At 62.8% G+C, this 14,414-nt stretch carries 14 protein-coding genes; 10 read left to right on the forward strand and 4 right to left on the reverse strand.

Translation table 11 applies throughout. The features are described 5' to 3' along the window. Positions 1–88 precede the first annotated feature (88 nt). From FGK64_RS16150 to FGK64_RS16165, 4 genes are read left to right on the forward strand one after another with little or no spacing between them, the layout of a single operon-like run. Positions 89–2,053 (forward strand): extracellular solute-binding protein, encoded by a 1,965-nt coding sequence (locus tag FGK64_RS16150; protein WP_425456642.1) that lies wholly within the window; start codon positions 89–91, stop codon positions 2,051–2,053. A gap of 7 nt (positions 2,054–2,060) precedes the next feature. After that, on the forward strand, positions 2,061–3,158 hold the full coding sequence (locus tag FGK64_RS16155; protein ID WP_138864853.1) for a microcin C ABC transporter permease YejB: 1,098 nt from the start codon (positions 2,061–2,063) through the stop codon (positions 3,156–3,158). Then, on the forward strand, positions 3,158–4,264 hold the full coding sequence (locus FGK64_RS16160) for an ABC transporter permease (protein WP_138864854.1): 1,107 nt from the start codon (positions 3,158–3,160) through the stop codon (positions 4,262–4,264). Before FGK64_RS16155 ends, FGK64_RS16160 begins: the two co-directional genes overlap by 1 nt. Beyond that, complete coding sequence (locus tag FGK64_RS16165; RefSeq protein ID WP_138864855.1) at positions 4,261–5,841, forward strand: ABC transporter ATP-binding protein; 1,581 nt, start codon at positions 4,261–4,263, stop codon at positions 5,839–5,841. Before FGK64_RS16160 ends, FGK64_RS16165 begins: the two co-directional genes overlap by 4 nt. Here FGK64_RS16165 and FGK64_RS16170 read toward each other — a convergent pair. Together FGK64_RS16170 and hemN are read right to left on the reverse strand one after the other, a co-directional pair. Then, positions 5,838–6,248 carry a GFA family protein gene (locus FGK64_RS16170; protein ID WP_138864856.1) on the reverse strand — a complete coding sequence of 137 codons (411 nt, stop codon included), beginning with the start codon at positions 6,246–6,248 and terminating at the stop codon, positions 5,838–5,840. The genes FGK64_RS16165 and FGK64_RS16170 overlap by 4 nt on opposite strands. Positions 6,249–6,306: 58 nt before the next feature. Further along, complete coding sequence (gene hemN / locus FGK64_RS16175) at positions 6,307–7,650, reverse strand: oxygen-independent coproporphyrinogen III oxidase (RefSeq protein ID WP_138864857.1); 1,344 nt, start codon at positions 7,648–7,650, stop codon at positions 6,307–6,309. Between the two features lie 60 nt (positions 7,651–7,710). Here hemN and fnrL point away from each other — a divergent pair, with 60 nt between their 5' ends. After that, positions 7,711–8,451: a transcriptional regulator FnrL gene (gene fnrL / locus FGK64_RS16180; RefSeq protein WP_138864858.1), complete on the forward strand. Its 741-nt coding sequence runs from the start codon at positions 7,711–7,713 to the stop codon at positions 8,449–8,451. Positions 8,452–8,544: 93 nt separating this feature from the next. Here fnrL and FGK64_RS16185 read toward each other — a convergent pair whose 3' ends face one another. After that, positions 8,545–9,381, reverse strand: a complete 837-nt coding sequence (locus FGK64_RS16185) for a universal stress protein (protein WP_138864859.1) — start codon at positions 9,379–9,381, stop codon at positions 8,545–8,547. Between the two features lie 202 nt (positions 9,382–9,583). Here FGK64_RS16185 and ccoN point away from each other — a divergent pair, with 202 nt between their 5' ends. Genes ccoN through ccoP form a run of 4 tightly spaced genes read left to right on the forward strand, consistent with a single transcriptional unit; the run spans position 9,584 to position 13,079 of the window. Next, positions 9,584–11,188: a cytochrome-c oxidase, cbb3-type subunit I gene (gene ccoN, locus FGK64_RS16190; protein WP_138864860.1), complete on the forward strand. Its 1,605-nt coding sequence runs from the start codon at positions 9,584–9,586 to the stop codon at positions 11,186–11,188. Between the two features lie 40 nt (positions 11,189–11,228). Continuing rightward, positions 11,229–11,996, forward strand: coding sequence for a cytochrome-c oxidase, cbb3-type subunit II (gene ccoO, locus FGK64_RS16195; RefSeq protein ID WP_138865029.1), 768 nt, complete (start codon positions 11,229–11,231; stop codon positions 11,994–11,996). A 12-nt stretch (positions 11,997–12,008) separates the two neighbouring features. After that, positions 12,009–12,206, forward strand: a complete 198-nt coding sequence (locus tag FGK64_RS16200; protein WP_138864861.1) for a cbb3-type cytochrome c oxidase subunit 3 — start codon at positions 12,009–12,011, stop codon at positions 12,204–12,206. A 3-nt stretch (positions 12,207–12,209) separates the two neighbouring features. After that, positions 12,210–13,079, forward strand: a complete 870-nt coding sequence (gene ccoP / locus FGK64_RS16205) for a cytochrome-c oxidase, cbb3-type subunit III (RefSeq protein WP_138864862.1) — start codon at positions 12,210–12,212, stop codon at positions 13,077–13,079. 68 nt (positions 13,080–13,147) lie between these two features. Here ccoP and FGK64_RS22210 read toward each other — a convergent pair whose 3' ends face one another. Further along, positions 13,148–13,306, reverse strand: a complete 159-nt coding sequence (locus FGK64_RS22210) for a hypothetical protein (RefSeq protein ID WP_171054107.1) — start codon at positions 13,304–13,306, stop codon at positions 13,148–13,150. A 100-nt stretch (positions 13,307–13,406) separates the two neighbouring features. Between FGK64_RS22210 and FGK64_RS16210 the strand changes: the two genes are divergently transcribed. After that, positions 13,407–14,291, forward strand: a complete 885-nt coding sequence (locus FGK64_RS16210) for a LysR family transcriptional regulator (RefSeq protein WP_138864863.1) — start codon at positions 13,407–13,409, stop codon at positions 14,289–14,291. The last annotated feature ends 123 nt before the right edge of the window (positions 14,292–14,414 follow it).

The raw sequence follows: 14,414 nt of genomic DNA on the forward strand, positions 1-14,414 counted from the left end.
CTTGGCGTTTACCATCATTAGCTTACATCAACTGACGAATGCAGCGGCGCGGCCCCGGCCAACCGCAAACCCCCGGAGGACGATCTTCATGACATACCCCCGCCAGCACCCGCACCCATCCGCAAAGGCCCGCGTGATCGCCCGCCGCAAGGCGGACCCGGGGGCCGCGCTGCGGCGCATGGGCGGGCTGGTCCTGACGGCGGGGCTGTTGCTGAGCCTTGGCATGGCGACGCTGGCGCGCGGGCAAGAGGCCGGCGGCGAGAACATGGTCGTCAGCCATGGCTATTCGTTCTACGGCGATCTGAAATACCCCGAGGATTACAAGCACTTCGACTTCGTGAACCCCGATGCGCCCAAGGGTGGCGAAATCTCGGTCGTGGCCCTGGGCACTTTTGATTCGATGAACCCTTACACGGTGAAAGGCCGCGCTGGTGCGTTGAGTTCGACGATGTACGAAAGCCTGCTGGGCGACGGGGCCGCCGATGTCTACGGTGAAGAATACGGGCTGCTGGCGGAAAAGGTGGAATATCCGGACTCCAAGGATTGGGTCATCTTCCACCTGCGCAAGAATGCGAAATTCAGCGATGGCACCCCGCTGACGGCGCATGACGTGCTGTTTTCCCACAATCTTCTGCTTGAACAGGGGCTGCCGTCATACGGGGCAGCGGTCAAGAAACGCATCCCCAAGGCCGAGGTGCTGGATGATTACAGGATCAAGTTCTACTTCACCGAAGGCATTTCGCGCCGCAGCCTGATTGACCAGGTGGGCAGCGTGCCGGTGTGGTCGCAGAAGTGGTACGAAGACTCCGGCGCGCGTCTGGATGAAAGCCGGCTTGAGACCTCGCCCGGCTCGGGGCCCTACATGGTGGAAAGCGTCGATGTGAACCGACGCATCGTTTACAAACGCAACCCCGATTACTGGGGTGCGGACCTGCCGATCAATCAGGGGCGCCACAACTTCGACCGCATCCGCGTGGAGTATTTCGGCGATGACACCGCCGCGTTCGAGGCGTTCAAGGCGGGCGAATACACTTTCCGCACCGAAGGCGATTCGAAGAAATGGGCAACGTCTTACGATTTTCCGAAAATCCGTGCGGGCCAGATCGTAAAGACAGAGCTACCCGATGGCACACCCGCCACGCCGACTGGTTTCGTGTTCAATCTTGGCCGCGAGGTGCTGCAGGACCGTCGCGTGCGCGAGGCGATCGCGCTTGGGTTCAACTTTGAATGGACCAATGAGTCGCTGCAATACGGGTTGTTTTCGCAACGCGCGTCTTTCACGCAGGATACGCCCTTGATGGCCGAAGGCGCGCCTGAAGGTGCCGAACTGGAGTTTCTGCAATCGCTGGGCGATGTCGTCCCGCCCGAGATGCTGAGCGAACCGGCGCGGATGCCGCATGTGTCCAAACCCGAACGCCTGAGCGACCGGCGCAATCTGCGTCAGGCGATGAAACTGCTGGACGATGCGGGTTGGCCCGTGGGCGCTGATGGCAGGCGCCGCAACGCGGAAGGAGAGCCTCTGGCCATAACCTTCCTGTTCAACACTTCGAACGAAGGCACGCTGGCTGCGGTTGTCGAAAACTTCATGGCCAATCTCGATTCGATGGGCATTACGGCCAACCTCGAAAAGGTGGACCCATCGCAATATACCCTGCGCGAGCGGGATCGCGACTATGACATGGTGTTCGACAATTACCGCCCCTTCCTGGGCACGGGCACCGGGCTGCACCAGATGTACGGGTCCGAGGATTCGGCTTTTTCCGTGTTCAACCCCGCCGGTCTTGCCAGCCCGATGGTCGATGCGATCATCGACGCCTCGCTGATGGCGGAAAGCCGCGAGGAGGAGGACACCGCCCTGCGCGCGCTGGATCGTGCCCTGCGGTATGAATTCTTCATGATCCCGGTATGGTACAAGGACAGCCACTGGGTTGCCTACTACGATATGTACGAACACCCCGAACCGCTGCCGCCCTATGATCTGGGGTATCTGGATTTCTGGTGGTACAATGCCGAAAAGGCCGAACAGCTTAAAGCGGCCGGTGCATTGAGGTAATCGCCAGATGGGCGCCTATATTCTGCGGCGGCTGTTGCTGATCATTCCCACGCTTCTGGGGATCATGGTCATCAACTTCGCGCTGGTCCAATTTGTCCCCGGCGGCCCCGTCGAACAGGCTATTGCGCGTGCGCAGGGGCAGGGTGACGTATTTGGCGGCTTTGCTGGCAACCAAGGCGATGCCGGGGCCAGCGGGCTGGAAGACGCGGGACCTGCGGGCGATGAATATGTCGGCGCTCGGGGGCTGCCGCCGGAATTCATCGAACAGCTAGAGCGCGAATTCGGGTTCGACAAACCGCCGCTGGAACGCTTTGGCATGATGCTGTGGAACTACGTGCGGTTGGATTTCGGCGACAGTTACTTCCGCTCGGTCGGGGTGATCGACCTGATCATCGAGAAAATGCCGGTATCAATCTCGCTGGGGCTCTGGTCCACGATCATCGCCTATCTGGTGTCGATCCCGCTGGGCATCCGCAAGGCGGTGCGCGACGGATCAAGCTTTGATACATGGACCAGCGGCATGATCATCGTGGCCTATGCCATCCCCGGTTTCCTGTTCGCGATCCTGCTACTGGTATTGCTGGCGGGGGGATCATACTGGCAAATCTTCCCGTTGCGTGGGCTGACATCCGACAACTGGGATCAGCTGAGCCTTGGCGGCAAGATCGCCGATTACTTTTGGCACATCACGCTGCCGGTCGTCGCCTCGACCATCTCGGCCTTCGCCACGCTGACCCTGCTGACCAAGAACAGCTTTCTGGACGAGATCAAGAAGCAATACGTGATGACCGCCCGCGCCAAGGGCCTGACCGAACGGCGCGTGCTGTATGGCCATGTGTTCCGCAACGCCATGCTGATCGTGATCGCGGGCTTTCCGGCGGTGTTCATCGGCGTGTTCTTTGCCGGGTCGCTTATTATCGAAACCATCTTCTCGCTCGATGGTCTGGGGCGCCTCGGGTTCGAGGCTGCCGTGGCGCGGGACTATCCGATCGTCTTTGGCACGCTGTTCATCTTCGGCCTGATCGGCCTGCTGGTCGGGATCCTGTCGGACCTGATGTATGTGCTGGTCGACCCGAGGATTGATTTTGAGCGGAGGGAAGGCTAATGGCGCTCTCTGCCCTGAATCAGCGGCGCTGGCGCAATTTCAAGCGCAACCGCCGCGCCTTCTGGTCGCTGTGGATCTTCGCGATCCTGTTCGGCCTGTCGCTGTTTGCCGAATTCCTGGCCTATGACAAGCCGATCCTCGTCCGCTATGAGGGCGAATATTACACCCCGATCTGGAACTTCTATCCGGAAACCGCGTTTGGTGGCGATTTCCAGACCGAGGCCGCCTATCGCGATATCGAGGTGCAATGCCTGATCGTCGCCGCCGGGAACGAGGCCTGCTTCGACGACCCCGAGGCGCTGATCGTCGATGCGCAGGACGGGGTGATCGACGGGCAGGAGATTCAGACCGGCTGGATGATCTGGCCGCTGATCCCCTATTCCTATGACACCGCAGTTGATCGTCCCGGCGCCGCGCCGCTGCCGCCCAATAGTCAGAACTGGCTGGGCACCGATGACACCAAGCGCGACGTGCTGGCGCGGGTCATCCACGGCTTCCGCCTGTCGATCCTGTTCACGTTGATCGTGACGGGGCTGTCGTCGGTGCTTGGCATCGCGGCGGGGGCGGTGCAGGGGTATTTCGGCGGCCGGACCGACCTGTTCTTTCAACGCTTCATCGAGATCTGGTCATCGACGCCGCAGCTTTATGTCATCATCATCATGTTCGCGATCCTGGGGCGTGGCTTCTGGCTCTTGGTGTTCCTGATGGTGCTGTTTGGCTGGATGTCGCTGGTGGGCGTGGTGCGGGCCGAGTTCCTGCGCGCGCGCAACCTGGAATACGTGCGTGCGGCCAAGGCACTGGGCGTGGGCAACGTCACGATCATGTTCCGCCACATGCTGCCCAACGCGATGGTGGCCACGCTGACCATGCTGCCCTTCATCGTCACCGGCACCATCGGCACGCTGGCCAGCCTTGATTTCCTTGGCTTTGGTCTGCCGTCGTCGGCGCCCAGCCTGGGCGAACTGACCTTGCAGGCGAAACAGAACCTGCAAGCGCCGTGGCTGGCCTTTACCGCCTTCACCACATTCGCGCTGATGCTGTCGTTGCTCGTGTTCATCTTTGAAGGCGTGCGCGATGCCTTTGACCCGCGAAAGACGTTTTCATGAGCCCGATTTTGCAGGTCAAGGATCTCAAGGTTTCCTTTCGTCAGGACGGAAAGCTCACGGCTGCGGTCAAAGGCGTGTCCTTCACAGTGGATCGCGGCGAAACCGTTGCGCTGGTGGGCGAATCCGGCTCGGGCAAATCGGTGACGGCGCTGTCGACCGTATCGCTCTTGGGTGACAGCGCTGAGGTTTCTGGCTCTGTCACCTATGACGGGCAGCAGATGATCGGCGCGGGGCCGAAACTGCTGCACAAGGTGCGCGGCAACGACATCAGCTTCATCTTTCAAGAGCCGATGACCTCGCTCAACCCGCTGCACACCATCGAGAAACAGATGGTGGAATCGCTGGAACTGCACCAGGGGCTCACCGGCGCCTCGGCGCGGGCGCGGGTGGTGAAATTGCTGGACCGCGTCGGCATCCGCGATGCCATCAGCCGCCTGGGCAGCTATCCGCATCAGCTCTCGGGCGGGCAGCGCCAGCGCGTGATGATCGCGATGGCACTGGCGAACAAGCCCGACATCCTGATCGCGGATGAACCTACCACCGCGCTGGATGTGACGATCCAGGCACAAATCCTTGACCTGCTGGCCGAGCTGAAAGCGTCCGAAGACATGGGCCTGCTGTTCATCACGCACGATCTGGGCATCGTGCGTCGCGTGGCCGACAAGGTCTGCGTGATGAAAGACGGCGAAATCGTCGAAAGCGGCCCCACGGCCGAGATTTTTGCCAACCCCCGGCACCCCTATACCCGCAAGCTGCTGGCGGCCGAGCCCACCGGCGCACCGGACCCGGTGGCTGGGGATGCGGAGACCATCGCCGAGACGGAGAACCTCAAGGTCTGGTTCCCGATCCAGCAGGGGCTGCTGCGCCGCACCGTTGGCCATGTGAAGGCGGTGAACGACGCCACGCTATCGGTGCGCGCGGGCGAAACCCTTGGCATCGTGGGCGAATCCGGTTCGGGCAAGACAACGCTGGCGCTGGCTATCATGCGGCTGATTTCGTCGCAGGGGCGCATCACCTACCGCGGGCAGGACGTGCGCAAATGGTCCACGCGCGAGCTGCGCCGCCTGCGCAGCGAAATGCAGATCGTGTTTCAAGACCCTTACGGCAGCCTCAGTCCCCGGATGACCTGTTTCCAGATCATCGCCGAGGGCCTTGCCATCCATCAGGTCGATCCGACCCGCGACAAACGCGAGTTGGTGGCCGAGGCGATGCGCGAAACCGGGCTGGATCCGGCGGCGATGGATCGCTACCCGCATGAATTTTCCGGCGGCCAGCGCCAGCGCATCGCCATCGCCCGCGCCATGGTGCTGCGGCCGCGCCTGCTGGTGCTGGACGAACCGACCAGCGCGCTGGACATGACGGTGCAGGTCCAGATCGTCGATCTGCTGCGCGATCTTCAGCGCAAATATGGCCTTGCTTACCTGTTCATCAGCCACGATTTACGCGTGGTTCGCGCCATGTCACACAAGGTTATGGTGATGAAACAGGGCGACGTGGTCGAACAGGGCAGCGCCGAGGATGTCTTTGACCGTCCACAGACCGAGTACACCCGCACGCTGGTTGCCGCCGCGCATTAACCTTTGCGCGGGGGCATCCGTTCAAAACAGGGCATGCCTTCGGGAATCTGGTGAAACGGCTGTTTGTCGACCGCGTAAATCGCAAGCTTGGGTGTAAATTGCGCCGGGTCGTCCAGGCTGCCGACTTTCAGCACCACGAGCGGCAGGCCGGGCAGGCGGGTCACCATATGCGTGCCACAGGTGCCACAGAATTCACGCGTCACGGCGCGCTCCAGATCGCTGCGGGTGAACTGCACGGGCGAGCCCTTTGTCCAACGGAAGCCATCGGCGGGCAGGGTCATAAAGTAATTCGGCCCCCCGCCTGACATATACTGGCATTCCCGGCAATGGCATTGCGCCTTCATCACCGGGTCGCCCTCGCAGTCATAGCGCATGGCCCCGCAATAGCAGCCCCCGACTAGACTCATGGTTCATCCTCCCTGTTGAAGCGGATGCTGCGGCGTCGGGGCGCGCGGGTCAAGAGCGTCAGATGGCCGAACTATGGCTGACGGCCTGCATCTCGTAGCGGTCGAACTCGCGCGCGACCATGCGGGTCAGCGGGCGCATGTGCGGCGGTATGCGCAGACCAGAGCCATCCACGATCAACTGCCCTTCAAACCGGGCATTGGCCGCGTCGAACATCGCTTGCAGTTGCGCATGCGGCAGATCGATCTTGCCCGCATCGACGCCGAATTCGCACATCAGCATTTCGATGATCCGGGCGCGCGCCCGATCATCGGCTGTAAAAACATGCCCGCGTGCGGTGGAAAACTGCCCCGCACCAATCGCGCCCGCATGGGCCGAGGTCGCCGGCGCATTTTGCGTATATCCCTGCGGAAACCGTGAGATCGAAGACGCCCCGACTCCAATCAGAACTTCAGCGGTGTCATCGGTGTATCCCTGAAAGTTCCGCCGCAGCCGCCCGTTGCGTTGCGCCACGGCCAGCCCGTCGGCCGGGCGCGCGAAATGGTCGATCCCGATTTCGTCATAGCCATCCCACAGGAACAGACGCCGCGCCGTTTCAAACAGCGCCAATCGCTCCTGTGGCGCAGGCAAGGTGTCGGTCGGAATCATCGTCTGCCGCCGCGCCATCCAGGGCACATGGGCATAGCCGTACAGCGCAACCCGGTCGGGCGAGAGCGACAGAAGCTTTTCCACGCTGGCGGCAATGCGCGCGCGGCTCTGGTTCGGCAGGCCAAACAGGATGTCCGCATTCAGGCTTTGCACCCCCGCATCGCGCAGCTGCGCAATCACGTCGCGGGTGACCTCGAAACTCTGTTCGCGGCCTATGATCTTCTGGATCTCGGGGTCGAAATCCTGCACCCCGATCGAGGCGCGGGTCATCCCGGCCGCTGTCAGCGCGGCAACCCGGCCGCTGTCCACTTCGTTGGGGTCAATCTCGACCGAGAATTCACCGCCTTCCGCCACGGGCGCGACAGCGAAAATGGCATTGCACAGCTCGGCCAGCATTTCAGCGCTCAGCATGGTCGGCGTTCCGCCACCAAAGTGCAGCCGCGACAGTGCCACCCCTGTCGGCAATGTCTTGGCCAACATGGCCAATTCCTGCCGCAACACCTGCATGTACCCCGCCAGCGGGGCCAGCGTGCGGGTTCCTTGGGTCCGGCAGGCACAGAACCAGCACAGCCTGCGGCAGAACGGCACATGCACGTAGAGAGAGATCCGCGCGCCTTCGGGCACCGCGGAAATCCACCGGGCGTGGCGTTCCGGGCCGACATCGTCCGAAAAATGCGGCGCGGTCGGATAGCTCGTGTAGCGTGGCACACGGGCGTCAAATAGCCCCAAGCGGGCAAGGTCGGTTTGCTGTATCATGGGTTAGCGGGTAAACGAGTCGGTGGTGACGGTCCTTGACACAGATCAAGCGGGGAAAAGATGAACGTTCAGTTGAAATCGGCCGGTCCGAACTGCGGCGATTGCCCCATCCGGCACCGCGCCGTCTGCGCCCGTTGCGAGGCCGATGAACTCGCCGCGCTGGAAAAGATCAAATACTACCGCAACTTCGAAGCGGGCCAGACCATCGTCTGGTCCTCGGACCGCATGGATTTCGTCGGCTCGGTGGTCAGCGGCTTTGCCACGTTGACCCAGACCATGGAAGACGGCCGCACCCAGATGGTTGGCCTGCTTCTCCCGTCCGATTTCGTCGGCCGCCCCGGGCGCGAGGGCAGCGCCTATGACGTGACGGCCACCACCGACGTGGTGATGTGCTGTTTCCACAAGAAACCCTTTGAACAGATGATGATTTCCACGCCGCACATCGCGCAACGCCTGCTGGAAATGACACTCGACGAACTTGACGCCGCACGCGAGTGGATGCTGGTGCTGGGACGGAAAACCGCCCGCGAAAAGATCGCCAGCCTGTTCAGCATCCTCGCCCGCCGCGACCCCAAGGAAATCGCCAACGGCGCCAACGACGTGACCTTTGATCTGGCCCTCACGCGCGAGGCGATGGCAGACTACCTTGGCCTGACGCTCGAAACCGTCAGCCGACAGGTCTCGGCGCTGAAACGCGACGGGTTGATCGAGTTGATCAGCAAACGCCGCATCCACGTCCCCGACCTTGCCCGCCTTATGGAAGAAGCCGGAGATGACAGCGACGGCGGCCACATCGCCTGACCGCCCCCTTCTTTGGGCCAGAAATATCCCGGGGGAACCCCGCAGGGGTGGGGGCAGAGCCCCCTTCTTCCCAGCCCCTCGCGAGCCAGTCGATCAATGCGCCATCAGCACCGGCACGCTGGCCTGTTCCAGCATGTTGCGGGTCGCCCCGCCCAGGATCGCCTCGCGGAACCGGGAATGGCCATAGGCGCCCATCACCACCATGTTGGCGCCGGTATCGGCCACGTGGCGGTTCAGCACGTCCGAGACGCGCGGCATGCTGCCGGCCAGCACGTCGATCTCGCAGCGCACGCCGTGCCGGCTGAGCCATTGGCCCAGCGCGCCGCCCGGATCGCTGCGTTCGGGTCCGTGGCGGGGCGGGTCGATGACCGTAATCCGTGCAAGGCTCGATTGCTGAAGCAGGGGCAGAGCGGCACGGATGGCGGCCATCGCCTCGGCGCTTTCGTTCCATGCCACAACCACCACATCCGGGTCGGTGCGCACGGTACCGCCCGGCAAGACCAGCGCCGGGATCCGCGCGCCGAACAACGCCGCCTCGACGATCGCGGCATGGTCCGGGCCGGTCCCGTCGCCATAGGGGCGCGCCGCCACCAGCAGGTCGGCAAACCGCGCGCGGCGCGCCACCACCCGACCCAGATCGGGCGCCAGCGCCACGCCGGCCTCGGCCGCCCACTCGACGCTGCTTGCATTTAGGGCCGCGCGTGCCTGCTCCAGCAAGACGCGGGCGTGATCCTGCGCCTCTTTCAACCCATCCTGCACCGCCAGCACGCCCAGCCCGGCATAATCATAGCCGTTCTGCGTGCGGTCCACGCCCAGGCAGAATGCCTCTGCATGAGCGGATTGCTCGGCCGCGACCTGCGCCAGTTGCGCGGTCAGCTGCGCGGCTTCCTGTTCGGCGGTCACCACGCCAAGAAGCGATTTATAGGCCATAGCGAAACTCCCCTTTTCGATCCGATGATGGTGGATGCACAGGAATTTCCGGTGCGCCCTTATCGCCACTAAGCGCCCATCCCGGCTCGTCCGCCTTGACACAGATCAAGGCGGGCAGCGGCACCGCGCGGCATCAAGCGGGCAGTCAAAAGCTGGTTTGCGGGCAGATCGACATGCCCGAGACCTCAGGAAGGGACGGAAAATGTCTAACTATATCAAGCTGATCGTGCTTGGTGTCGTCACCCTGATCGCGATGATGGGAATCAACTTTGCCCGCGATCTGGCCTATCAGGTGCACGCCGCCATTATCATGGTCGTGGCGGGCGGGCTGCTGCTGCACACGCTGCGGCAGATCGACGAACCCGTCACCCCGATCTCGCAGAACGAATATTTCGACAGCGTGATTCGCGCCGGGGTGATCGCCACCGCCTTCTGGGGCGTTGTCGGTTTCCTTGTGGGTGTCGTCATCGCGCTGCAGCTGGCGTTTCCGGCGCTGAACTTCGAGGTGCTTCAGGGCATCGGCAACTTTGGCCGCCTGCGCCCGCTGCACACCTCGGCGGTGATTTTTGCCTTTGGCGGCAACGCGCTGATTGCCTCGTCCTTCTATATCGTCCAGCGCACCTGCGCCGCCCGTCTGTGGGGCGGCAATCTGGGCTGGTTCGTGTTCTGGGGCTATCAGCTGTTCATCGTTCTGGCCGCCACCGGCTATCTGCTGGGCGCCACGCAATCCAAGGAATACGCCGAGCCGGAATGGTACGTCGACCTGTGGCTGACGGTGGTCTGGGTGGCCTTCCTTGCCACCTTCCTGGGCACCATCATCAAGCGAAAAGAGCCGCATATCTACGTCGCCAACTGGTTCCTGCTGTCCTTCATCGTGACGGTGGCGATGCTGCACCTGGTCAACAACATGGCGGTGCCGGTGTCGTTCTGGGGTTCGCGGTCTGTCTCGGCCTTCTCGGGCGTGCAGGACGCGATGACGCAATGGTGGTACGGCCACAACGCCGTGGGCTTCTTCCTGACCGCCGGCTTCCTGGGGATGATGTACTATTTCGTCCCGAAGCAGGCCGACCGTCCGGTGTTCAGCTACAAGCTGTCGATCATCCACTTCTGGGCGCTGATCTTCCTGTATATCTGGGCCGGTCCGCACCACCTGCACTATACCGCGCTGCCCGACTGGGCCAGCACGCTGGGCATGGTGTTCTCGGTTATCCTGTGGATGCCCAGCTGGGGCGGCATGATTAACGGTCTGATGACGCTACAGGGCGCCTGGGACAAGCTGCGCACCGATCCGGTGCTGCGGATGATGGTGCTGTCGCTTGGCTTCTACGGCATGTCCACGTTCGAGGGCCCGATGATGTCGATCCGCGCGGTCAACTCCCTGTCGCACTACACCGACTGGACCATCGGCCACGTGCATTCCGGCGCCCTTGGCTGGAACGGCATGATCACCTTTGGTGCGCTGTATTTCCTTGTGCCGCGCCTGTGGAAACGCGAAGGGCTCTATTCCCTTGGTCTGGTCAGCTGGCACTTCTGGCTCGCCACCATCGGGATCATCCTCTACGCCGCTTCGATGTGGGTGACAGGGATCCTCGAAGGCCTGATGTGGCGCGAAGTGGATGCCAACGGCTTCCTCGTCAACTCCTTCGCCGACACCGTGGCCGCGAAGTTCCCGATGTACGTGGTGCGGGCACTGGGTGGGGTCATGTTCCTCGCCGGGTCGATCATCATGTGTTTCAACCTCTGGATGACGGTCCGCAAGGCGCCTGCCAAAGAGCAGTCCCTCGCCGCACCTGTCCCGGCCGAATAAGGAGGGCCGACAGATGTCCAATACCGCAAGCAAACCCCCGATGCCGGCATCGGCCACCGCTGTGGGCGCGCGCCCACGCAAACGGTCGCTGCTGGATCGCCACGCCATCCTGGAAAAGAACGCAACGCTTCTGCTGATCTTTTCCTTCCTGGTGGTGACGATCGGCGGCATCGTCCAGATCGCCCCGTTGTTCTATCTTGAAAACACCATCGAGAAGGTGGAAGGGATGCGCCCCTATTCACCGCTCGAACTGGCGGGGCGTGAGATTTACGTGCGCGAAGGCTGCTATGTCTGCCACAGCCAGATGATCCGCCCGATGCGGGACGAAGTCGAACGCTATGGCCACTACAGCCTGGCCGCCGAGTCGATGTACGACCACCCGTTCCAATGGGGGTCCAAGCGGACCGGGCCGGATCTGGCGCGTGTTGGCGGGCGCTATTCCGACGAATGGCACCTCGACCACCTGCGCGATCCGCAAAGCGTGGTGCCGGAATCGGTGATGCCAAAATATGGCTTCCTCGAAAACACCCTGATCGAAGGTGAATACATCGCTGATCTGATGGTGGCCCACCGCACGGTCGGCGTGCCCTACGACGACGAGATGATCGCGCAGGCGCAGGCGGATTTCGCGGCCCAGGCCGACCCGGACGCCGACACCGATGGGGTTGTGGCCCGGTATCCGGGGGCGCAGGTCCGCAACTTTGACCGGGCCCCGGGCATTTCCGAGGCCGACGCGCTGATTGCCTACCTTCAGATGCTGGGCACCCTCGTCGATTTCTCGACGTTCACCCCTGACGCAAGCCGATAAGGAGCCGAAGTTATGGAGCAATATTCGATCCTTCGTGCATTCGCCGACAGCTGGATGCTGCTGATGCTGTTCAGCTTCTTCGTCGGCGCCATCGCCTGGGCCTTCCGCCCGGGCAGTCGCGACACCCACAATGACACGGCCAATATTCCGTTTCGCAACAGCGATCGCCCCGCACCGGCCAGTTCCGGTGACCTGCGCAAGGACCGGTGAGACATGAGCAAGCAAGACAAGACAAATCCCGACGACGTCGGAACAACCGGCCACAGCTGGGACGGCATCGAGGAATGGAACAACCCGCTGCCGCGCTGGTGGGTCTGGACTTTCTACGCCACCATCATCTGGGGCATCGGCTATAGCGTGGCCTATCCGGCCTGGCCGATGATCTCGGGGGCGACGGCGGGTGTGCTGGGTTATTCGACCCGGGGCGAAGTGGCCGCCGACATTGCCGCCGTCGATGCCGCCAATGCCGGGATCAACGAACAACTGGCCTCGGCCGACCTAGCCACCATGGGCGACGACCCGCAGCTGAACGGCTATGCGGTATCTTCCGGCGGCGCGGTGTTCCGCACCTTCTGCGCGCAATGTCACGGTTCGGGCGCAGCTGGCGCGCGGGGCTATCCCAACCTGCTGGACGATGACTGGCTCTGGGGGGGCGACATCACGGGAATCCACACCACGATCAGCCACGGCATCCGGAACGAGACCGACCCCGACGCGCGCTATTCCGAGATGCCGGCCTTTGGCGAACTCGGGATGCTCGACAAGACGGAAATCCACCAGGTGGTGAACTATGTCATGTCGCTGTCGGGCACGCCGCAGGACGCCGAGGCCGTGACCCCGGGGGCCGAGCTGTTCGCCGACAACTGTGCCACCTGCCACGGCGACGCCGGCACCGGCGACCGCGAACAGGGCGCGCCGAACCTGGCCGATGCAATCTGGCTTTATGGCGGTGACTACGACACGCTGGTCGAAACCGTCGACAAGGCGCGCTTTGGCGTGATGCCGTCATGGTCCGACAGGCTGAGCGAAGCGGAAATCCGCGCTGTCGCGCTTTACGTGCACCAGCTAGGTGGCGGCGAATAGGGGATACCGCCGCTGCCTTGTTCGACCGGCGCCGCGCAGGGACACGCGGCGCCGGTTTCTTTTTGCGCTCACAGGCGGTTCACGTCGATATGGCGCGGGCTGTCCAGCCACCAGTGGCCTATGGGCAGCCAGCGGCGATTGCGCGCTTCTTCCTGTCGCACGTCACGTACGGGGGTGTCCCCGACGCGAGTTGCATTCATAAACGATTGTGCAAATATTCCCAACATGTCTGCGCTCCTTGGCGATGCTTCTGTGCTTGTGATCATGCGTCATTTGCAAAAACGAGGCGACTCAATCAGAATGATGTTCTGTTAGTTGGGTTTACATATGGACTGGCGCACGCTTCCCCCTCTCGCCGCCCTTCGGGCCTTTTCGGCTTTTGCCGACACGGGCTCCGTGCAACGCGCGGGCGACGCGCTGAACGTGACCCATGCCGCGATCAGCCAACACTTGCGCGCGCTGGAAACGCATCTTGGCCTGTCTCTGCTGGATCGCTCGGGGCGCGCCATGGTGCTCACGCCCGAAGGCCAGCAACTGGCGCAGGCACTCTCATCCGGCTTCGGGATGATCGCGCACACAGTCGAGGAAATGACGGGCCGCGATGCCTCGCGCCCACTTCACATTACAACCACGCCATCCTTCGCGGCGAACTGGCTGATGCCACGGCTTGCCGAATTCCACACCAGCAATGCCGAAACGAGCCTCATGATCGACCCGTCCACGGCGCTGGTCGATCTGTCACCGGGCGGGATCGACGTGGCAATCCGCTACGGCCAAGGCAACTGGCCGGGCCACGAGGTCGAACTTCTGATGCCCACGTCAATGGTCGTCGTCGGCGCGCCGACCTTGTTCAAGGATCGCAGGGTGACCACGCCGCAAGACCTTGTGGATCTGGTCTGGCTCGAAGAGCTTGGCCGATCCGAGGCGAAGGAATGGCTGCAAAGCCGCGGGGTCGAACAGGGGTTCCTCGGGCGACGCGTCACGGTGCCGGGCAACCTGATGCTCGATGGGGTGCGCGACGGGCAGGGCGTCGCCGTCAGTACAAAACTGTTCATCGAAGCCGATGTCGCCGCCGGCAGGCTTGTCATTCTGTTCGAGGACCCGCCAGGCGACTCGGGCTATTACATCGTAACGCGTCCCGGTGTCCTGCGCCCGCCCGCGCGTCAGTTCGTCAGCTGGCTCCGGCAGGCCGCGCGCCCGAAATCGCGCTGACGCCCGATGCCTCCCTGGCGGGGATGTCTGGACTTCAAAGACGCAGGGAATCCAGCCGCACTTTCATTATTCCCAAAATACTTCGGGGGAGTCCCGCAGGGACGGGGGCAGAGCCCCCTTCTT

This window comes from Arenibacterium halophilum, from assembly GCF_005938225.1.
Lineage (GTDB): Bacteria > Pseudomonadota > Alphaproteobacteria > Rhodobacterales > Rhodobacteraceae > Arenibacterium > Arenibacterium halophilum.